General features: G+C 68.2%; 19 protein-coding genes. 10 read left to right on the plus strand and 9 right to left on the minus strand.

Features of this window, described 5'->3' with window-relative positions; genetic code table 11:
* Window positions 1-15: 15 nt before the first annotated feature.
* Complete coding sequence (locus ABD231_RS01405; protein ID WP_344144263.1) at window positions 16-1,236, minus strand: MFS transporter; 1,221 nt, start codon at window positions 1,234-1,236, stop codon at window positions 16-18.
* A gap of 326 nt (window positions 1,237-1,562) precedes the next feature.
* On the opposite strand from ABD231_RS01405, the gene ABD231_RS01410 reads away from it, so the two are divergent.
* From ABD231_RS01410 to ABD231_RS01420, 3 genes are all read left to right on the plus strand, one after another.
* Window positions 1,563-2,714 (plus strand): alpha-hydroxy-acid oxidizing protein, encoded by a 1,152-nt coding sequence (locus ABD231_RS01410; protein ID WP_344144265.1) that lies wholly within the window; start codon window positions 1,563-1,565, stop codon window positions 2,712-2,714.
* The gene (locus ABD231_RS01415) at window positions 2,711-3,472 is read left to right on the plus strand and encodes an HAD family hydrolase (RefSeq protein WP_344144267.1); all 762 of its coding nucleotides are present in this window, start codon (window positions 2,711-2,713) and stop codon (window positions 3,470-3,472) included. The genes ABD231_RS01410 and ABD231_RS01415 overlap by 4 nt, the downstream gene beginning before the upstream one ends.
* Window positions 3,473-3,604: 132 nt before the next feature.
* The gene (locus ABD231_RS01420; RefSeq protein WP_344144269.1) at window positions 3,605-3,790 is read left to right on the plus strand and encodes a hypothetical protein; all 186 of its coding nucleotides are present in this window, start codon (window positions 3,605-3,607) and stop codon (window positions 3,788-3,790) included.
* A 130-nt stretch (window positions 3,791-3,920) separates the two neighbouring features.
* Here the strand turns inward: ABD231_RS01420 and ABD231_RS01425 are convergent, their stop codons facing one another.
* Both ABD231_RS01425 and ABD231_RS01430 read right to left on the minus strand, forming a co-directional pair.
* Complete coding sequence (locus ABD231_RS01425) at window positions 3,921-5,000, minus strand: 2-oxoacid:ferredoxin oxidoreductase subunit beta (RefSeq protein WP_344144271.1); 1,080 nt, start codon at window positions 4,998-5,000, stop codon at window positions 3,921-3,923.
* Window positions 4,997-6,991 (minus strand): 2-oxoacid:acceptor oxidoreductase subunit alpha, encoded by a 1,995-nt coding sequence (locus tag ABD231_RS01430; protein WP_344144273.1) that lies wholly within the window; start codon window positions 6,989-6,991, stop codon window positions 4,997-4,999. Before ABD231_RS01430 ends, ABD231_RS01425 begins: the two co-directional genes overlap by 4 nt.
* A 240-nt stretch (window positions 6,992-7,231) precedes the next feature.
* On the opposite strand from ABD231_RS01430, the gene ABD231_RS01435 reads away from it, so the two are divergent.
* From ABD231_RS01435 to ABD231_RS01445, 3 genes are all read left to right on the plus strand, one after another.
* On the plus strand, window positions 7,232-8,071 hold the full coding sequence (locus tag ABD231_RS01435; RefSeq protein ID WP_344144276.1) for a hypothetical protein: 840 nt from the start codon (window positions 7,232-7,234) through the stop codon (window positions 8,069-8,071).
* 10 nt (window positions 8,072-8,081) lie between these two features.
* A complete protein-coding gene (locus tag ABD231_RS01440) occupies window positions 8,082-8,438 on the plus strand; it encodes an NADH-quinone oxidoreductase subunit A (RefSeq protein WP_344144278.1) in 357 nt (118 codons plus the stop codon).
* A 243-nt stretch (window positions 8,439-8,681) separates the two neighbouring features.
* Entirely contained in the window at window positions 8,682-8,888 is a 207-nt protein-coding gene (locus ABD231_RS01445) for a hypothetical protein (protein ID WP_344144280.1), read from the plus strand.
* A gap of 194 nt (window positions 8,889-9,082) precedes the next feature.
* Here the strand turns inward: ABD231_RS01445 and ABD231_RS01450 are convergent, their stop codons facing one another.
* The 6 genes from ABD231_RS01450 to ABD231_RS01475 all read right to left on the minus strand — a co-directional run bounded on the left by ABD231_RS01450 (window position 9,083) and on the right by ABD231_RS01475 (window position 14,927).
* Window positions 9,083-12,001, minus strand: a complete 2,919-nt coding sequence (locus tag ABD231_RS01450) for a helix-turn-helix transcriptional regulator (protein WP_344144282.1) — start codon at window positions 11,999-12,001, stop codon at window positions 9,083-9,085.
* Between the two features lie 113 nt (window positions 12,002-12,114).
* Window positions 12,115-12,270, minus strand: coding sequence for a hypothetical protein (locus ABD231_RS01455; protein WP_344144284.1), 156 nt, complete (start codon window positions 12,268-12,270; stop codon window positions 12,115-12,117).
* A 13-nt stretch (window positions 12,271-12,283) separates the two neighbouring features.
* The gene (locus ABD231_RS01460; RefSeq protein ID WP_344144286.1) at window positions 12,284-12,415 is read right to left on the minus strand and encodes a hypothetical protein; all 132 of its coding nucleotides are present in this window, start codon (window positions 12,413-12,415) and stop codon (window positions 12,284-12,286) included.
* A 153-nt stretch (window positions 12,416-12,568) separates the two neighbouring features.
* Window positions 12,569-12,727 (minus strand): hypothetical protein, encoded by a 159-nt coding sequence (locus ABD231_RS01465; protein ID WP_344144287.1) that lies wholly within the window; start codon window positions 12,725-12,727, stop codon window positions 12,569-12,571.
* A 59-nt stretch (window positions 12,728-12,786) separates the two neighbouring features.
* A complete protein-coding gene (locus ABD231_RS01470; RefSeq protein ID WP_344144290.1) occupies window positions 12,787-13,479 on the minus strand; it encodes a GntR family transcriptional regulator in 693 nt (230 codons plus the stop codon).
* Complete coding sequence (locus ABD231_RS01475; protein WP_344144293.1) at window positions 13,479-14,927, minus strand: purine-cytosine permease family protein; 1,449 nt, start codon at window positions 14,925-14,927, stop codon at window positions 13,479-13,481. The genes ABD231_RS01470 and ABD231_RS01475 overlap by 1 nt, the downstream gene beginning before the upstream one ends.
* A 64-nt stretch (window positions 14,928-14,991) precedes the next feature.
* Here ABD231_RS01475 and ABD231_RS01480 point away from each other — a divergent pair, with 64 nt between their 5' ends.
* The 4 genes from ABD231_RS01480 to ABD231_RS01495 all read left to right on the plus strand — a co-directional run bounded on the left by ABD231_RS01480 (window position 14,992) and on the right by ABD231_RS01495 (window position 19,408).
* Window positions 14,992-15,870 (plus strand): alpha/beta fold hydrolase, encoded by an 879-nt coding sequence (locus ABD231_RS01480; protein WP_344144296.1) that lies wholly within the window; start codon window positions 14,992-14,994, stop codon window positions 15,868-15,870.
* 4 nt (window positions 15,871-15,874) lie between these two features.
* Window positions 15,875-16,435, plus strand: a complete 561-nt coding sequence (locus tag ABD231_RS01485; protein ID WP_344144299.1) for an NADH-quinone oxidoreductase subunit B — start codon at window positions 15,875-15,877, stop codon at window positions 16,433-16,435.
* Window positions 16,432-17,310: an NADH-quinone oxidoreductase subunit C gene (locus ABD231_RS01490; protein WP_344144302.1), complete on the plus strand. Its 879-nt coding sequence runs from the start codon at window positions 16,432-16,434 to the stop codon at window positions 17,308-17,310. Before ABD231_RS01485 ends, ABD231_RS01490 begins: the two co-directional genes overlap by 4 nt.
* 1,174 nt (window positions 17,311-18,484) lie before the next feature.
* On the plus strand, window positions 18,485-19,408 hold the full coding sequence (locus ABD231_RS01495; protein WP_344144305.1) for a hypothetical protein: 924 nt from the start codon (window positions 18,485-18,487) through the stop codon (window positions 19,406-19,408).
* Window positions 19,409-19,525 lie beyond the last annotated feature (117 nt).

A 19,525-nucleotide genomic window follows, 5' to 3' on the forward strand; every position in this document is an offset into this window, starting at 1 on the left:
TACCCAGCGATCCGGTCAGGCGTTGACCTGGTTCGCCCCTGATTTCGCCGTACGGCGGTCCATTCGCCCCGAGATGATGGCGAATAGGAGCCCGGCGACGGCCAGCGCTGCGCCGACGCGACTCGGCCATTCGTAGCCGTAACCGGCCGACAGGACGAGGCTGCCGAGCCAGGCGCCGAGGGCGTTGGCGATGTTCAGCGTGGAGTGATTCAGCGACGCAGCCAGCGACTGACCCTCGTGGGCGACATCCATCAGGCGGGTCTGCAGTGCGGGGATCAGGATGCTCGCTGAGCACCCCATCAGGAAGACCGCGATCAGCGCGGTCGGCTTGGTGTGCGCCATCCACCCGAATACGCCGAGTACGACGGTCACCGCGATCAGGCCGCCGTACAGGCTCGGCATCAACGCGCGGTCGGCCAGCCGGCCGCCGATCAGCGTGCCGCAGGTCATCCCGACGCCGTACGTCGCCAGCACGATCGTGACCGCGGCCTCGGAGAAACCGGCCAGTTCCGTCATCGTCGGGGTGATGTACGAGTAGGTCGCGAACATGCCGCCGAACCCGACCATCCCGACCAGCAACGCCATCCACACCTGTGGGCGGGCGAGTGCGCTCAATTCGCTGCGTACGTTGGTGTCGGTGCCCACCGGCTGTGGTGTCACCCAGAACCACACGGCCACCAGGGTGAGCAGTCCGAGCACACCAACCGCCAGGAACGGCACCTGCCAGCCGAACTCCTGACCGAGGAGCGTCGTGGCCGGGACCCCGACGATATTTGCCACCGGCAACCCGACCATGATCATCGAGACCGCCCAGGCCCGCCGGTTCACCGCAACCATCGAGGTCCCGACCACCGCCCCGATCCCGAAGAACGCCCCATGCGGGAGGCCAGTCAGGAACCGGGCCGCCATCAAAAGCTCGTAGCTGTTGGCCACCGCCGACAACACGTTGCCGACGACAAACATCGCCATCAACCCCAGCAACATCCGCTTCCGCCCGATCCGCGCCCCCAGCGCCGCGATCACCGGAGCGCCGACGACCACCCCGATCGCGTACGCCGAAATCACGTGCCCGGCGGTCGGAATCGAGATCCCCACCCCATCCGCGATCTGCGGCAACAACCCCATCGTCACGAACTCGGTAGTCCCGATCGCAAACCCACCAGTCGCCAACGCAAACAACGCCAGCCCGGTATGCCGCCGTACCGTCCGATCGTCAGCAGTCGCGGCATCAGTCACACCTGAGTCTCCCAAACCCAGGCCCGCATCTCCCACAAACCTGCCACTCATCTGTCAGCTTCCACCCACGCCGGCCCCGCACGCTGAAGCCACTGGCGACCGGCGCCCGCGACCGAAGCCAGTCTGCTCGCCTGACCCGAGTGTGAGGACCGTGTCGCCGGAAATCGATATCCGGCGACAATCTCCCCACACTCGCGGCCAATGTGCACGGTGGCTTCACTGGTGGGGTGGGGTGGGGGCGGTGAGTGAATTCACCGTGGGGGATTGGGGGCTGAGGAACGGGTGGAGTGGTTCCTGACGGATGGCATGGTGTGGGAGCATCCGGCATGGCCAACTTCGGTGATTTTCAGCTGCAGATCTACCTGCAGGGGATGCTGCAAGGGACCACGCCGGAGATCACCACCGACCTGGCTCGGCTGGAGTCGCAGGCCGCCGGGACGCTGTCGGCGGAGGCGATGGGCTACATCGTGCCGAGCGCGGGGAACGGCGCGACCGCGCGCGCCAACCTCGCGGCCTTCGACCGTTGGCGGTTGGTGCCGCGGATGCTGCGCGGGAGTACCGAACGCGACCTGAGCTGCACCATCCTCGGTACGGCGATGCCCGCGCCGGTGCTGGTCGCACCGATCGGTGTTCAGACGCTCGCGCACCCAGAGGGCGAGCTCGCCGCGTCGCGCGCCGCCGACACCCTCGGCATCACCTACACGCACTCGACGCAGGCGAGCCACGCGATCGAGCAGATCGAAGCGAAGAGCAAGTGGTACCAGCTGTACTACCCGACCGACCGCGACGTCTGCCTCAGCCTGCTGCAACGCGCCAAGGCGAGCGGGTACGACGTACTGGTGGTGACCCTGGATACCGGCACGATCGGGTGGCGTCCGGCGGATCTGGATCGCGGGTTCCTCCCGTTCCTGAAGGGTGAGGGGCTCGCGAACTACTTCAGCGACCCGGCCTTCCAGTCCAAACTCGCCAAGCCCATCTCGGAGGACCCCGGGGCCGCGGTGATGCAGTGGGCGCAGATGTTCCCGAATGTCGGCCTGAGCTGGGACGACCTCGGTTTCCTCCGCGACAACTGGGACGGCCCGATCGTCCTCAAGGGCATCACCGCCGTCGAGGACGCCAAACTCGCCCATGAACACGGGGCCGACGGCATCGTGGTCTCGAACCACGGCGGCCGCCAGGTCGACGGCGCGATCGCCGCCCTGGACGCGCTGCCCGCGATCGCGGACGCGGTCGGTGAGCAACTGACCGTCCTGTTCGACTCCGGCGTACGGACGGGTGCGGACGCGGCCAAGGCGCTCGCCCTCGGCGCCAAAGCAGTCCTCCTCGGCCGCCCCCTGCTCTACGGCCTAGCCCTGGCCGGCCAGGCCGGCGTCGAACACGTCCTCCGCTGCTTCCTCGCCGAACTGGACCTGACCCTGGCCCTCTCCGGCTACGCCAACCACCGCGAACTCAACCGCGACTCGGTAGTCCGCGCGTGAAAGCAGTCATCTTCGACCTCGACAACACCCTCTTCGACCACACCGGCTCCGCCGACGCCGCCGTACGAGCCTGGATCCCCGAACTAGGCGGTACCCCGTCGGATGCCTTACTGGCCGACTGGTTCGCCATCGAGGACCGCAACTTCAACCGCTGGCTCACCGGCGAACTCACCCACCAAGGCCAACGCCGAGCCCGCCTCCACGACTTCCTCCCGCTCCTCGGTCACCCCGTTCCCCCCACCGAGTCCGCCCAGGACGACCTCTTCGCCCGCTTCCTCGACCTCTACCGCACCAACTGGTCGGCCTACCCCGACGCCCGCCCCGCCCTAGAAGTTGCCCACAGCAATAACTGGCGCGTCGGCGTCCTCACCAACGGCAGCACCCAGCAACAGAACGCCAAACTAGAAGCCATCGGCCTGGCCGACCTGGTCCACGTCGTCTGCACCAGCGAGTCCCTGGGCGTCAGCAAACCCAACCCCCAGTCCTACCTGAAAACCTGCGCCCTCCTAGGCACCCACCCCACCGAAACCCTCATGATCGGCGACAACCCCGACCTAGACGTAGCCGGAGCCCAAGCCGCCGGCCTAACCGCCCACCACCTGAACCGCCCAGCCGGCGCCCTCCTCACCGACCTCCTGCCGCGGACCTGGCGACAGAAAGACGAGATCGCCGAGGTCCTGCGCCCGCTCCCGGACGAGGACTGGGCAACCGATCGCGAGCTCATCGACCAGGCTGTCATCGACCCGCACGAGAGATAACCAGCGGACCGCCAACACTCACCAACCCGCAACTCGGCCGCGCCCCCACGCCTGAGCGAGCCCCACAACCACCCCCACCGAGAGGTTACTGAGTGGGGGCGGTCCGGGCGGCAGCTGTAGTACTTTGCCCGGGTGACGAGCACGTGGGATTCCGCCGCGGAGTGGGCCGAGCATGACATGGCGCTCCCCGAGGACTCGAAGTCCGCCCTCCGGGGATTCGCAGCGGCCGCCTTCGGCCGCGATCTCGTCGAGCGATCCCGCGGAGCCGAGCCGCTCCTCGCAGACGGCCCGGCTGCGCGTACGCCCAACACCGACTGACTCCGGACCCCCGCGCCATCACAAGTGAGCGCGACGGGCGCGGTTGAGCGGCGGGTGTGCACTCGGCATGCAGTTGTGATGGCCTCTGGGTCCGCCCCAGCCGGGGGCCGCAGGAAACCGCCGTTTGGGGTTAGTCGACGGTCCAGGTGTCGGTGCCGGTGATTAGTTGTTGGAGGTCGCCGGGGCCTTGGGCTTCGGTGGCGGTGGTGATTTGCTGGCGGACGAGGTCGTCGTACGCGGGGCGGTCTACCTGGCGGAAGATGCCGATGGGGGCCTGGTGGAGGACGCCGGCGTCGGTGAGGCGGGAGAGGGCGAAGGCGTAGGCGGGGTCTTCGGTGTGGGCGTCGTGGACGACGAGGTCGGACTCGCCTCCGGGGAGGTCGGCGACCTCGCGGACGGCCAGGGAGGCGAAGCCGTCGCGGACTACGCCGAGGTGGCCGTCGACACCGAAACGGATGGGTTCGCCGTGGACGAGCGGGATGATCGCGTCGTCGCGGGTTTCGGGGTTCTTGAAGGCGTCGAAGGCGTTGTCGTTGAAGATCGGGCAGTTCTGATAGATCTCGACGAACGACGTGCCGCGGTGTTGGGCGGCTGCGCGCAGTACCGAGGTGAGGTGCTTGCGGTCGGAGTCGACGGTCCGCGCCACGAACGTCGCCTCGGCGCCCAAGGCCAGGGAGACCGGGTTGAACGGGGTGTCCACCGAACCCATCGGGGTCGACTTGGTGACCTTGCCGGGCTCGGACGTGGGGGAGTACTGGCCCTTCGTCAGACCGTAGATCCGGTTGTTGAACAGCAGGATCTTCAGGTTCACGTTCCGTCGGAGCGTGTGGATCAGGTGGTTGCCACCGATCGACAGCGCGTCGCCGTCACCGGTCACCACCCAGACGCTCAGGTCGGGCCGCGCCGTCGCGAGACCGGTCGCGATCGCCGGCGCGCGTCCGTGGATCGAGTGCATGCCGTACGTCGACAGGTAGTACGGGAACCGTGACGAGCAGCCGATCCCGGAGACCATCGCGACGTTCTCGCGCTTGATCCCGAGCTCCGGCAGGAACCCTTGGAAAGCAGCCAGTACGGCGTAGTCGCCGCACCCCGGGCACCAGCGAACCTCCTGGTCGGAGACGTACTCCTTGCGGTTCTGCGGCTCGGTCGCGGCCGGAACCCCGCGCAGCCCACCGGGCAGACCCGGCAGACCGAGGTCGACGGTGCTCATCGTGCTCCCTCCGACTCGTGCAGTTGGCCGTTCGACCGGCCGTTGGGCTCGGCGCGCAGCGCTTCGCCGTGGGTCAGGCTGGCGGCGGCGCTACCCATATGACGGGCGTCGTCGTCGATACCTTCGGTCTCCTCGACCAGGTTGCCGATCACCTCGGCCAGCTCCGCGGCGCCGAGCGGCATCCCCCGGACCTGCGCGTAGGACACGACATCGACCAGGTACTTCGCCCGCAGCAGCATCGCCAGTTGGCCGAGGTTCATCTCCGGAACCAGGACCTTCTCGTACGACTTCAGCAGGTCGCCGAGGTTCGACGGGAACGGGTTCAGGTGCCGCAGATGCGCCTGCGCGATCTTCCCGCCGACTCGGCGCACGCGGCGCACGGCGGCCCCGATCGGCCCGTACGTCGATCCCCAGCCGAGCACCAGCACCTTCGCCGTACCGTCCGGGTCGTCGACCGCGATCGGCGGGACGTCGATCCCGTCGATCTTCGCCTGCCGGGTGCGGATCATCAGGTCGTGGTTGGCCGGGTCGTAGGAGATGTTGCCGGTCTTGTCCTCCTTCTCCAGACCACCGATCCGGTGATCCAGCCCCGCCGTACCGGGAATTGCCCAGGCGCGCGCCAGCGTCTCCGGATCACGCAGATAGGGCAGGTACGTCGGCTTGCCGTCGGCGCCCGTCGCATTCGGCTCGACCGTGAAGGAAGGGTCGATCGTCGGCAGCGACTCGACCGCCGGGATCTGCCACGGCTCCGAACCGTTGGCCAGATAACCGTCGGACAGGACGATCACCGGCGTCCGGTAGGTGACCGCGATCCGGGTCGCCTCGACCGCGATCGCGAAACAGTCCGCGGGGGACTGGGCCGCGAGCACCGGCAGCGGCGCCTCGCCGTTCCGCCCGAACATGACCTGCAGCAGATCCGCCTGCTCAGTCTTGGTCGGCATCCCCGTCGAGGGACCCGCGCGCTGGATGTCGCAAACCACCAGCGGCAGCTCGAGCATCACACCGAGACCGATCGTCTCGGACTTCAGCGAAATCCCTGGCCCCGACGACGTCGTCACGCCGAGCGCGCCACCGAACGACGCACCGAGAGCAGCGCCGACACCGGCGATCTCGTCCTCGGCCTGGATCGTGGTCACGTTGAACCGCTTGAGCTTGGACAGCTCGTGCAGTACGTCGGACGCCGGGGTGATCGGATACGCGCCGAGCACCATCGCCAGCCCCGCCCGCTGGGCACCCGCCACCAGGCCGTAGGCCAGCGCGAGGTTGCCGGAGATGTTGCGGTAGTTGCCGGTCGGCATCACGGCCGGCTTCACCTCGTAGCGGACCGAGAACTCCTCGGCCGTCTCACCGAAGTTGTAGCCCGCCCGGAAGGCCGCGATGTTCGCGTCGCGGATATCGGGCTTGCCCGCAAACTTGGTCTCCAGGAACGTGATCGTCGACTCGACCGGCCGCTGGAACAGCCAGGAGACGAGACCTAGCGCGTACATGTTCTTGGCCCGGGACGCGTCCTTGCGGGACAGCCCGAACTCCTTGACCGACTCCACCGTCATGCCGGTCAGGTTCAGCGCGACCACGTGGTACGCCTCGAGCTCACCGCTCTCGAGCGGGTTCTCGTCGTACCCGATCCGCTTCAGGTTCCGGGCGGTGAAGTCCGCGGTGTCGACGATGATCGTCGAGCCGCGCGGGACATCCTTGAGGTTCGCCTTGAGGGCGGCCGGGTTCATCGCGATCAGGACGTCGGGTGCGTCACCCGGCGTCAGGATGTCGTGATCGGCGAAGTGGAGCTGGAACGACGACACTCCCGGCAGAGTCCCGGCTGGTGCCCGGATCTCGGCGGGGAAGTTGGGCAACGTCGACAGATCATTGCCGAACGATGCCGTTTCCGCTGTGAACCTGTCCCCCGTGAGCTGCATCCCGTCGCCGGAGTCGCCGGCGAAGCGGATCACCACGCGGTCGAGCTGCTTGACCTCGATGGTCACTGTTCTGTTCATCTCCAAGTCGGCACTTGGGCCGGCGCACCGCCTTGTGAGCGGCAACCGGTCCCCCCAGGGCAGGGCGGTAACCCCAATATTAGTTCGCCCTTAGAACGGAACCACGCGGAAGCCCTGCCGGTCCACAGCCTGGGACGGGGTGTTAAAAGCCCGGTATCTGTGCGGCCCAGAAACCGGTCGGTATCACGCTGAGCAGCCGCTCGGTTGCGGAGGTGGAGCACCAAGAGGCAGGGTGTCTCCATGGTTCGTCGTCCCGCGGTTGCGCTCACCTGTCTGCTGCTCGCTCTGACCGCCTGCGCGGCCCCGGCGGCACCCTCCAGCGGCGCACTGACCCTGTCCGGAGCCGACCAGTCCGACGGTACGGCGTCCGCCGTACTGCCCGCGTCTGCCGCGGCAGCGACCCGCGGTGTGAAGCTCACCGGGATCAAGACGACCAACGCGACCACCGGGGTCATCACGGTGACCGGCACGATCACACCGGCCCCGGCCAAGGGCACGCGGATCCGGCTGCACCAGTGGATCCCGACCACGAAGAAATGGCAGGAGATCGGCCACGGCTTCTCGGTCGGCACCGGGGTGACGATCAAGGTCACCCAGCCCGGGTCGATCCGCGACTACCGCCTCAACGTGTACGCCCAGGCGCCGTACCCGGCCGCGACTTCGAAGCCGATCACCTTCAAGCACTATGTATGGCGTGGGTTGTTCAAGCGGGGTGTGCTGGCTTCGGGTGGCAAGGCGAACCCGCAGTTCACCGTGATCCCGCCGAGCGAAGGACCGCGGCGTTCGGAGGCGGACCTGCTTGCGGACAAGGGTGGGTACGTCTGGGGCGAGGTCGACTCGACCGGCTGCCGGCACTTCAAGTCCTGGCTTGGCAATCTGACCGACGGCACTGCGCGGCTGTCGATCCACAACGGTCCGCGGGCGAAGGCGATCGCCTCGGTCCGGCAGTTGCAGGAGAGCGAGGGCAACTTCGACGCCAAGATCGACGGCGTCACCCGGCTCCGCCTGCAGGCCACCGACGTGAAGTCCGGCTACGGCCCCTACATCTCGGTCGACTCCTACCTGCTCTGCACGAACTAAGCTGCGACCTGTGTCGGAGAGCTATGGCGTTGTCGCGGCGATCGTCGTCCTCGGTCTGCTCGGGCTGATCGGGGCGTTCGCGCTGAACAAGGCGCTGACCGTCAGGTACCCGACCGAGGGCAAGCTCACGACGTACGAATCGGGTGTCGACCCCGTCGGCGAGGGCTGGGCGCAGGTCCACATCCGGTACTACCTGTTCGCCTACCTGTACGTCATCTTCGCCGTCGACGCGGTCTACCTGTTCCCCTGGGCGACCGTGTTTGCGACCCTCGGGGTCGCCACGCTGATCGAGATGTTCGTCTTCCTCGCCTTCGTCGCAGTGGGTTTGCTCTACGCATACCGCAAGGGCGTTCTGCGCTGGACCTGAGCCGATTTTCGTCACTCTGTGTATTCGTTGACCGAGGAGTCTCGATTCTCCGGAAGTGACGGATCGTCACCTTTCAAATCCACTCAAACCGTTGCTTGATCACCGCTTGTCATTGCGCCGGGCAACAATTGTGATCGTGATCGCCCTGCTGATAACGCATTGCGTCCGGGCTGTCGCCAACAGGTCGAATCGCGGTTATCGTGATTACGCCGGGGTACCACACAGTGCGAGGGTGGTGAGGCGATGAGTTGGCAACTCTGGGTGGCGATCGGCATCGTCGCGGCCGTCCTGCTCCTGCTCGCGGCGACCCGGATGCGGCATGCACAGCACGTCTTCGACGACATCACCCAGGTCGAGCGTCCAGTCCCTCCAGCCACCGCCGACGAGCTCGCCGACCACCGGTCCCGCCGCGTCGCCCACGAATCCGGCCGGCACCGAAAGCACGGTTGACCCACCCCACAGGCGGTCTCGGCCGCCGAATTCGGGAGCGCCCGGTCCCCACACCGGGTCCCGCCCAGCACCGCTCATGATCGGTGGCCGCACAGCGCCGATCGTGAGCGGTGCACTCTGGGTGGTAGGTCAGTCGTTCGTTGAAGCCACCGTCCGTGCTGGGTCAGACGCTTGTTGTAGGCAACAGATTGTGTTCAGTCCAGCAAGCCGTCTCGCCGGGCGACTGCGGCGGCTTCGGTGCGGGAGCGAACGCCGAGCTTGCCGAGGATGTTCGACACGTGCACGCTGACCGTCTTCTCGCTGATGTAGAGCTCGCGGGCGAGCTGCCGATTAGTCCGCCCTTCGGCCAGCAGCTTGAGCACCTCGGTCTCGCGCGCGGTCAACGCACCCCCGCCCAGCCCAGGCCCTTCGGTCCCGCCGAGCTCATCGAGGAGCGGCTTGGCGCCCAGCGCCTTCGCCGTCTCCGCGGCCAGGAGCGCCTGCTCGTTCGCCTCGGAGACCTTGCCCGCCGCGCGCAGTGCGTCGGACAACCGCGCCCGTGACCACGCCTGCTCGTGGACGTACCCGTACCCGAAGGCCTCGGTCGTCCGCCGCCACACCGCGACATGCTCCTCGGGCAACGGCGGATCGATACCCGTCAGCCAGCGCAACCGCTCCCACTCGGCCTCCAGCCGCGACAGCCAGGCGAGCCCTTCGACACCCAGCAACCGGCCGGGTGGCATGCCCTTCTCGGCTGTCGTCTGACCACCCGCGACCAGCTCGGCGCCGCGGGCGACCAGCTCCTTGGCCGCAGACGGCTCGCCGACCGCGCGGTGGCAGAGCACCTGCAGCCCGATGGCCGAGAACCGGATCCGGGCGGTGAACAACTCGGTCTGGTACACGTCTTCGGACAGCGCTGTGATGTCCTCGATCAGCTTCTCCGCATCGGTCGGCCGATCGAGCTGGCGGTACGCGTCGACGGCTGGCTGGAGCCCGTTGATCGGCAGCAGCAGATCCAGCTCCCACCACTTCCGCAGCGTCTCCAGCTCCTCGGCCACCGCGGTGTCCCCGCGCCCGCCCCGAACGTTGAACTCGATACCTCGCAAAGCGGCCGCCGACGCTGCCGGCGTACCGGAGTCGACCCGCGTGGTCTCCGTCGCTGCGTCCCACTCGCCGAGCGTGAACTGCGTCAGCGCCAGCATCCGCCGGGCGTCGAACCCGTACGCCGCCCACTGTCGCCCGAGCTCGCCGGCTCGCTTGCAGGTGGTGGCGAAGGTCGCCTTGGCCGCCTGCAGATCGCCCTCTTCGTACTGGATCGAGCCGAGCAGGAACCGGCTGCGCACCTCGGCCGCCGCGTCACCGGCCAGCTCGGCCCGCACTGCAGCCTCTTCCATCTGGCGCGCCGCGGTCGCCGGATCACCGGCCCGGCGGCGCAACTGGGCCAGCGTGATCCCGGCGTCCCCGGCTGCAGACTCCACGCCGGCCTCACGGGCGATCTCGAGTGCCTTGTGTGCCCAGCGCTCGGCCTCCATCGACCGACCCAGTCCGGCCGACACCCGTGCGTACAGCGTGGCGACCTGGGCCTTGAACACGGTGGACGGCTCGTCGGCGACCAGCTTGAGCGCCTGGGTGGCCGCTTCGTTCGCTTCCTGATCCTGGTCGATGACCAGCGCGATGTCAGCCAGCGGAAGCAGCAGCTGGGCGCGCTGGACCTTCGGTGCGTCCGCCGGCAGCTCCACGAGCGCCTTGCGGAGCAGCTTGAGCGCACGCAGGTGCTGCGACGACAGCGTGGCCGCCATCGCGGTGTCGGCGATCAGCCAGGTCTTGTCGATCGTGTTGTCCTCGGCTGCGTTCGGGAACAGCTCCAGCGCCATCTCGTAGTGCTTGAGCGCCTCCTGCGGCGCCGCGACCGAGATCGCCTCCTGACCGGCCCGGACCCGCGCCTCGAACGCAGTCGCCAGATCATGTGAGCGCGTGGCATGGCCGGCCAGCTCAGCCGCCGTACCAGCGACGGTCTGATCCTTCAGCGCCTGGACATACGCCGCGTGCTGGCGAACCCGCTCGCCCGGCAGCAGATCGTCGTACACGGCCTCGGCCAGCAGCGCGTGCCGGAAGTAGTAGCTGGCATTGCCCGGTACGTCGATGATGTGCGCGTCGATGAGCTCGCGCAGCGCGAGGTCGAGCTGGTTGTCGGGCAGCCCGGCAACCGTGGTCAGCAGCGTGTGCGGGACACGTCGGCCGGCCACTGCGATTACCCGCGCGACCTGACGAGCCTCGTCGGACAGCGGGTCGAGCCGAACCAGCAGCAGATCAGCGAGATCAGGCGGTACGGCGGCGCTGTCGCCCATCGACGACGCGGCCACCAGCTCTTCGGTGAAGAACGCATTCCCGCCGGCCCGATCGAGGATCCGCCGTACGTCGCTCTCCGGGAGCGGTTCGGTGAGCAGGGAATCGAGCAGTGAGCGCGACTCGGTGGCGTCCAGCGGCAGCAGGTTGACCCGGCGGACGCGCGGGTTGCGCGACCACTCGGCGATCGGGCGGCGGAGCGGGTGCCGCCGGTGCAGGTCGTCGCTGCGGTACGAGACCACGAGGGTGAGGCGCTGCGCGGTCAGCCGGGTGATCAGGAAACCGATCAGGTCCCGGGTGGAGTCGTCGGCCCAGTGCGCGTCCTCGACGATCACCAGCAGCGGCTCGCTGGTCGACAACGCGGTGAAGGCGCCGAGGACCGCGTCGAACAGCGCGGCGCGATCCAGCGGGCCGTCCTGCGGCACCGGCTGGGCGCCGATCAGGCGGTGGGTGGGCAGCAGCCGGCCGATCGCCGGGAAGTTCTTGAGCACGCTCTCGACCAGATCCGGCCGGTCGCCGGCCAGCCGGCCGAAGATCTCCGAGAACGGCAGGTACGGCAGGCCGGCGTCACCGAAGTCGGTGCAGTGCCCGACCAGGACGCCGAAACCGCGCTCGTGGGCGCCGGTCGCCACCTCGTCCAGCAGGCGGGTCTTGCCGACGCCCGCGTCACCGGACAGCAGAACTGCGCCGGCGCGACGCGTTTTGGCGTCGTCAACGGCACTGAGGAGGGCAGCCATCTCGGTCGAGCGGCCGACGAGGGGTGTCGAGGTCCAGGGCACGGAGTCCATCTTCGCCCCTGGCACCGACACAAATCGACGGCATCCCGTCCGGAGAGCGCCTCCAGCAACAAAAACGCCGTCCCTGACCTGGACTATCGGGTCAGGGACGGCGACCTTCGCGCTCATGCGGCTTTGGTGAAAGAGCGGCGGGCGTGCCGCGGAGCGGGCTTGGCGGCCTGCTCCGGGCGGTGCCGGAGGCTCAGCTTGCGGAACTCACGCTTGGTGCGCTCCTGGCGGTAGGCAGTCTCTGCCTTGATCGTCTGCGGTGTGATGAACATGGTGTACCTCCCCTCAGGCTTTCCGGCCGAACAGGTGGGTCAGGGTCCGGCGGGCTCCGGTGGTGTTCCGGTGCTGCCGGAAGTCACGGGCGAGGCGCTCACGGCGGTAGTCGACCTCGGCCTTGACCGATGCGTTCGTGTACATGGGGTTCTCCTTGGTGTGGTGCCGGCGTCCTGCCGACATCAGTAACTCTGTTCTTCTGAGGTAGCTCCGCACATCGGAACTCCTCCCTATCCCGGCTCCCTAGGGGGTCCTAGGGAGTCCGGACCGGCACCTAGGAGGTGCCTGGAGGGGTGTTCACATGACGGGGTGGGCGCGGAGTTCGGGGGCGCAGGGCTCGGGCCGCTGCGTCTTCGGCTTGCGCTGGAACCAGAGCGGGCGCTGGTAGGAGCGCCGCAGCTTCTCCTGGCGGTACCGGGTCTCTGCCCGGACCGATTCTGGTGTGTAGAAGGACATGCCCAGACAGTGCTCGTCTGAGGGGGAGGGCCGCATCGGCACAACTCCCTATGCAGCGCTCAGGAGGTTCCGTAGTCCAGGCTGAGCTCGAAGTAAGAGGGGTCGAGCAAGCACTCTGCGTACTCGGCGAAGCGGTCGTCCGCGGTCCAGCTCGTCCGCTCGGTGTGCAGGAACCAGGAGCCGGTACGACGCTTGAGCAGCTTGGCCTCGGCCGTGTCGAGCGCGCGGCCGCGGAGCCGCTGCTGGCAGTGGTCCGGGTGCAGTCCGGCGCGGGTCAGGGTGAGGGCGATCGAGTCACTCACCAGGCCGCGTTTCGGCAGCTCACGCAGGCTGTCCAGCGCTGGGATCCAGCTGCGCTCCCAGGCGATCGGTTTGTGGCCGGTGAGCTGCAACCGCTCGATCACAATGAGTTTCTCGGTGCGGTCGGAGCGGTGGGCGGTGTGTTCGTGGGCGATGCGGATGGTGCGGAGCTCGACGTCGAGGTCTCGGTCCGCGGGGGAGTGCGTCCAGCCGAGGCGGCCGTCGAGAGGGCGGCCGTCGAACACCACGAACGAGCCCTTGCCGGTGCGGGTGCTGATCAGACCTTCCTCGGTCAGCTCCGACAGTGCCGCGCGGACCGTGTTCCGGCTGACCCCGAACCGGCGCGCCAGCTCGACCTCACCGGGCAGGCGCGCGCCACGCCGTACCAGCCCGGCTTTGATCTCCCGGGCGAGCACGGCGGCTACTCGCTCGTGCTTGAGGCCCTCCGGCATTAAGCGACGGCCTCCTGGCGGCGGACGGAGCGGGCGCCTGCGAGGAGCTGGACTAGGAAGCCGAGGGCCAGGGCAACGAGGACGCCGAGGTTGGCGTAGGCCCAGTCGCCGTCCTTGGTGCCGAGGCCGAACGGGCTGAGCAGGTAGCCCTGCCAGGTCAGCCAGGAGGCGAGAGTGTTCGTGACCAGGCCCCAACCGATGCCAGTGGCAACGAGCATGGTGAGCACGGGCAGCCAGCGGATGTCGCCGTACCGGCCGATCGGGTCATAGAGATCGCGCTCGGCGTAGTCGCGGCGCCGGGTCGCGAGATCGGCCAGCATGATGCCGCACCAGGCCGCGATCGGGACGCCGAGCGTGATCAGGAAGCCTTGGAACTCACCGAGGAACTCGTCGCCGAAGAACACCACGTAGATGGTTCCGGCGATCATCACCACTCCGTCGATGAGCGCGGCGGCCCAGCGTGGGGCCGGGAGGCCGATCGACAGCAGCGCCAGGCCGGACGAGTAGATGTCGAGCACGGCGCCGCCGACCAGGCCGAGTACGGCGACGATCACGAACGGGACCAGGAACCACGTCGGCAGTGCTGCGGCCAGCGCGCCGATCGGGTCGGCGCTGATCGCCTTGCTGAGGTCTTCGGAGGAACCGGCCAGCAGGAGACCGAAGAAGAGCAGCACAAGCGGCGCGACCGAACCACCGAACGTCGTCCAGCCGACCACGCTTCTGCTCGACGAGCTGCGCGGCAGGTAGCGGGAGTAGTCGGCGGCCGCGTTCACCCAGCCGAGGCCGAAGCCGGTCATCAGGAACACGAGCGCCCCGATCACCTGCTGCGTCGAACCGCTAGGGAGTGCGGAGACGGCGCTCCAGTGGATCTTGTCCGCGACCAGCGCGATGTAGACCACGGTCAGGACGCCGGTGACCACGGTGATGATCGTTTGCGCTCGCATGATCAAGTCGAACCCGAGAACACCGCAGACCACGATCAGTACGCCGACAACGAGCAGCGCGACGACCTTCGTCACCGTGCCGCCGCCCCAGCCAAGGCGCTCGAACACGGTCGCCGTGGCGAGCGTGGCGAGGATGGTCAGCACTGTCTCCCACCCGACCGTCAGCAGCCAGGACACCAGCGACGGCAGTTTGTTGCCCCGCACCCCGAAGGCCGCCCGGCTCAACACCATCGTCGGTGCCGAACCCCGCTTGCCGGCCAACGAGATCAGCCCACACAGCAGGAACGAAAACACAATCCCCACCGCCCCGGCCACCACCGCCTGCCAGAACGAGATCCCGAACCCCAGCGCGAACGCCCCGTAACTAAGCCCAAGCACCGAAACGTTAGCCCCGAACCACGGCCAGAACAGCTGCCCCGGCCGCCCCTTCCGGTCCGCGTCCGCAATCACGTTCAGCCCGTTGCTCTCCACGCCAAAGCTGCGGGACTCCACCTGCTCAGACACGTTGCCTCCAGCCGGAATGAACCTGTTCAGTCCTGTTCAATCAAGGTAGTCGACAATGGGCCGCATGCGAAGCGCAGCGGTGGACGGATTCGAGCTCGACTACGACCGATCCGGCGAAGGCCCAGCAGTGGTCCTCCTCCACGGCTGGCCCGGCGACCGAACCGACTACCGCCTACTAACCCCACTCCTGACCGACCGCGGCTTCGAGGTCGTCGTACCGGACCTTCGCGGCTTCGGCGGCTCGTACGTCGCCGGTATCGATCCCACGCGGTTGGACTCACCTGCTGCTGTCGACCCCACGCAGTTCGGTGCGGCTGGGCAGGCTCGGAGTGTCATCGGGTTGATCGAGGAGCTCGGGCTGGATCGTCCGGTGCTCGCCGGGTACGACGTCGGCAGTCGGGTCGCACAGGCGATTGCGCGCACGCACCCCGAGTTGATCGACGGACTGGTGGTCGCGCCGCCGTTGCCGGGGATTGGGAAGCGGGTGTTCTCCGAGCAGGCTCAGCGCGAGTTCTGGTACCAGTCGTTCCACCGGCTACCGCTGATCGAAGAGCTGATCGACGGCAAGCCCGACGCCGTTCGGTCGTACCTGAACCACTTCTGGCAGCACTGGTCCGGCCCTGGATTCGTACCGGACATCGACCACCTCGTCGAGGTGTACTCGGTCCCAGGCGCGTTCACCGCCTCGCTGAACTGGTACCGCGGCGGCTCCGGCGCAGTCGCGATGTCCGCAGCCGAGACGGCACCCGCGTCGTACGACCGGATCAACGTGCCAACCGTCGTACTGTGGCCCGAGTTCGACCCACTGTTCCCGCGCGCCTGGTCGGACCGGCTGGACGACTTCTTCAGCGATGTCCGGCTGCGGACTGTCGACGGCGTCGGACACTACGCGCCGCTGGAGTACCCGGAAATCCTCGCCGAGGAGATCGCCGGACTAGGCTGACCCCATGTCCCAGACCGACCTGCCGCTGCCGGCCGTGCGCCCGGCCGTGGGTGCGCTGGCCAAGCTCGCGCCCACCCCGGTCCGGTACCTGCTGAACTGGGGCCGGAAGTACTCCCTGTGGGTGTTCAACTTCGGCCTGGCCTGCTGCGCGATCGAGTTCATCGCGGCGTCGATGGGACGGCACGACTTCATCCGGCTCGGCGTCATCCCGTTCGCCCCCGGACCACGGCAGGCCGACCTGATGGTCGTCTCCGGCACGGTCACCGACAAGATGGCACCGGCCATCAAGCGCCTCTACGACCAGATGCCGGAGCCGAAGTACGTCATCTCGTTCGGCTCCTGCTCCAACTCCGGCGGCCCCTACTGGGACTCCTACTGCGTCACCAAGGGCGTAGACCAGATCATCCCCGTCGACGTCTACGTCCCCGGCTGCCCGCCACGCCCCGAGGCCCTCCTGCAAGGCATCCTCAAACTCCAGGAGAAAATCGCCGGCGAGAAACTCACCGACCGGTACGACGAACCGTCCGCCGCCGCGCTCACCCGCGACCTGGTGCCGCCGCAATGAGCACCGGCGCTGGTGTCAGCGACGCCCTGAACGCCCTCACCACCGCCGGCATCGAAGCAGTCGCCGCAGACAGCTTCGGTCCCACGACCATCGACGTACCGGCCGCCGCCTGGGTAGCCGCGCACGAGGTGCTGCGGGACGGGGTCGGCTTCACCTTCTTCGACTTCCTATCCGCCTCCGACGAACTCACCGACGGCTTCCGCATCGTGACGCACCTAGCCGACTTCTGGGGCGGCGCACACGTAGACCACGTCCTGGTCCGCACCCTCATCCCACGCGACAACCCGCGCCTCCCCACCCTGTCCGACCTGTACGCCGGCGCAAACTGGCACGAGCGCGAGACCCACGAGATGTTCGGCATAACCTTCGAAGGCCACCCGAACCTGGTCCCCCTCCTGCTCCCCGACGGCTTCGAAGGCAACCCCCTCCGCAAAGAATTCATCCTCGCCGCCCGAGTAGCCAAACCCTGGCCCGGCGCCAAAGAACCCGGCGAATCCGACCACGCCCCCACCCCCGGCGCCCCCTCCCGCCGCCGCACCCTCCCACCCGGTGTCCCCGACCCCGACTCCTGGGGCCCCCGCCCACCCGGCACCCCCGACCCAGACCCCCTAGCCCCCGCCCAAGCCGCCGCCACCCCCGCCCGCCCCCGCCGAGCCGCCGCAGACCGCCGAACCCGCAAATCAGCAGACCCCACCCCACCCGTGGACACGCCTGCACCGGCAGATGCCGTCCCGCCCACGGATGTCACCCCACCCGTGAACGCAGTTCCGCCGACTGCCGTCACCCCACCCGTGGACGCAGTGTCGGATGCGGAGAACGCTTCGGCCGCGGATGCGGATGGTGCTTCGCCTGGGGACGCGGTTCCGCCTGCCTAGGGTGCCTCGCCCGCGGCTGCCACTCCGCCGACGGATGTCAGCCCACCCGTGAACGCGGTTCCGCGGACCGGTGTCACCCCGCCCGCGGATGTGGTGTCGGGTCCGGAGGATGCGGATGCGGGTCCACCCGCGGGGAGCTGATTGCCTGGGGATGCTGCTTCGTCCGTGGATGCCACTCCGCCTGTGGACGCGGTTCCGCCGACTGGTGCAACCCGCACGCAGATGCGGTGTGCGGATGCGGCTGGGGATGCGGTTCTGCCCGCGGGAGCTGGGGTCCGGATGCTGCTTCGTCCGCGGATGTCAGTCCGCCCGTGAGCGTGGTTGTGCCGGTTGGTGTTGCTCCGCCCGTGGATGTGCTGCCGGCCGTGGAGGACGCGGAGCTTGCGGATGCTGCTTCGGAGGCGGAGGCGGAGGCGGAGGCAGGGGCGGCTAGGCCCCGGATTCTGCTGCGGACACGCGTGTGGATGCGGACACGCCTGTGGATGCGGCCGCCTGGGGAAGCGGCTGGGCCTGCGGATGCGGCTGCGCCTGGGGATGCGCTCCCTCCCGCCCCACTCCACCCGCGGGCCCCGACCACTCCTCCACCCTGACGATCACCCCAGCCCACCCGCACCCATTTCGCTGGCTGGGCAGCCATATTGGGGGTCCTACACCCAGAATCACGGTGCTTAACCCTTGATTTGGGTGCCTAGCCAGCCAAACCGGGCTCTCCTGCTCGAGGGGTGGGCGGTGCGGCACGGTGGGCTTCGGTCGTGCCTCGGGCACGGTGGCTTCGGTCGCGGTGGTTGGGCTGGTGGGGAGGCACGAAGCACAGGAAGTGTCGCCTCCGGGCGCTTGCGGTGCTGCGCGGGCGGGGGTCGTGCCGACGGAGCGGTGGTCGGTGGGCGGACCTGCGCCACTCACTAACCGCTTCTGAGCCGGTGAAGCAGGACCCGCTGAGCGTGCACCGCACCACGGGTGCTGAGTTGGACAGTGGTGGCGGTCCGCTAGCCGCTGACCTGGATAGTCATCCCCACGGTGGCTTCGTTCGGCGCGCCACAACGAGCGGCCCGCCTCGACTGTGGGAACAGTGTCGCCGGTAATCGATGGACAACGGCACGCCTGTCGCAGTCGACGGCAGACGAACCTTCAGCCCTCCGCGGGCTGACCCTGCGACGGCTGAGGATTTGTTGGTATGACGATTACTGCGGCTGAGTTGGCCGCGTACACCCTCGAGCGGCAGCATCCGTTGACGCGGGCGTGGGTGGACGACGAGACCCGGTTGCAGTTGTTGACCATCCAGCACGAGGACCCGGACGTCCTGCTCGCGAACTCGATGGAGATCGCACAACTCCGCACCGACCGCTTCGCACCCGGCCACCCTGCCGAGTCGATGCTCAACTACTGGCTCCCCGCCGGGGATCTCCACGCGATGTTCAGTATGCGGTTCGAAGGCGGCGACGCCACCAAACCGTTCGTGGACGCCACCCCGATGACGCGCTCACCGCACCCCGGCGACTTCCCGGCGCTCGCAGCAGCAGCTCTCGACCTTTACGGCATGCACAACCCGCGCTACCTCCGCCTCTGGAGCGCCGATCCCGAACTCCCCGGCACTGAGCCCGACCGCCGCTTCCTAGCCGCCCCGATCCGCGACCTCGGTCCCACCGACGTACCGCCCGGCCTCGCCCTGCGCCAGACCGCAACCGTCGACCACTACGACGAAGCCCAGCAGGCGTACGCAGACGTCGACGCAGCCCACCCGCATCACGTCGAGGAAGCAAGCATCCAGGACCTCGAAGACCTCCAGGATGCCGCCGACACCGGCCTGCTCTTCGACGTCATGGTCAACGACGAATGGGCCGGGTACGCCGCCGCCGTCGTCAAACCCGAGGACTCCCTTGGCCTCCCCGCCTACGTCGTCCGCGAACTCATCATCACCAAGAAACACCGAGGCAACGCCTACGGCCACCACCTCAGCCACCTCCTGGCCGCCGCCCTCCCCGACCCCACCCACATCCTCATCGGCACCATCCACTCCGCCAACCACGGTGCCCGCACCGCAGCCCGAACCGCCGGCCGCCATGACATCGGCGGCTGGCTCCGGCTACCACTCGTCTGACCGCGTAGCTAAGAACACGTAGTAGTCGCCCCGCCCGCGGATCCGCCCGTGTGCGAACGCTCCCACCCGCCGACCGACACGCACCTCTACGTGTCCTTCCCGACGCCAAGGCCGCGC

The organism is Kribbella yunnanensis (genome assembly GCF_039529655.1).
GTDB lineage: Bacteria > Actinomycetota > Actinomycetes > Propionibacteriales > Kribbellaceae > Kribbella > Kribbella yunnanensis.

Excerpts from the sequence above, each read along its gene's own strand:
- ABD231_RS01470 (WP_344144290.1), bottom strand. The coding sequence starts at position 13,479 with ATGCCGGAGGGCCTCAAGCACGAGCGAGTAGCCGCCGTGCTCGCCCGG.
- ABD231_RS01495 (WP_344144305.1), top strand. The coding sequence starts at position 18,485 with ATGACGATTACTGCGGCTGAGTTGGCCGCGTACACCCTCGAGCGGCAG.
- ABD231_RS01455 (WP_344144284.1), bottom strand. The coding sequence starts at position 12,270 with ATGTTCATCACACCGCAGACGATCAAGGCAGAGACTGCCTACCGCCAG.
- ABD231_RS01430 (WP_344144273.1), bottom strand. The coding sequence starts at position 6,991 with ATGAACAGAACAGTGACCATCGAGGTCAAGCAGCTCGACCGCGTGGTG.
- ABD231_RS01435 (WP_344144276.1), top strand. The coding sequence starts at position 7,232 with ATGGTTCGTCGTCCCGCGGTTGCGCTCACCTGTCTGCTGCTCGCTCTG.
- ABD231_RS01465 (WP_344144287.1), bottom strand. The coding sequence starts at position 12,727 with ATGTCCTTCTACACACCAGAATCGGTCCGGGCAGAGACCCGGTACCGC.
- ABD231_RS01445 (WP_344144280.1), top strand. The coding sequence starts at position 8,682 with ATGAGTTGGCAACTCTGGGTGGCGATCGGCATCGTCGCGGCCGTCCTG.
- ABD231_RS01460 (WP_344144286.1), bottom strand. The coding sequence starts at position 12,415 with ATGTACACGAACGCATCGGTCAAGGCCGAGGTCGACTACCGCCGTGAG.
- ABD231_RS01450 (WP_344144282.1), bottom strand. The coding sequence starts at position 12,001 with ATGGACTCCGTGCCCTGGACCTCGACACCCCTCGTCGGCCGCTCGACC.
- ABD231_RS01425 (WP_344144271.1), bottom strand. The coding sequence starts at position 5,000 with ATGAGCACCGTCGACCTCGGTCTGCCGGGTCTGCCCGGTGGGCTGCGC.
- ABD231_RS01490 (WP_344144302.1), top strand. The coding sequence starts at position 16,432 with ATGAGCACCGGCGCTGGTGTCAGCGACGCCCTGAACGCCCTCACCACC.
- ABD231_RS01485 (WP_344144299.1), top strand. The coding sequence starts at position 15,875 with ATGTCCCAGACCGACCTGCCGCTGCCGGCCGTGCGCCCGGCCGTGGGT.
- ABD231_RS01410 (WP_344144265.1), top strand. The coding sequence starts at position 1,563 with ATGGCCAACTTCGGTGATTTTCAGCTGCAGATCTACCTGCAGGGGATG.
- ABD231_RS01480 (WP_344144296.1), top strand. The coding sequence starts at position 14,992 with ATGCGAAGCGCAGCGGTGGACGGATTCGAGCTCGACTACGACCGATCC.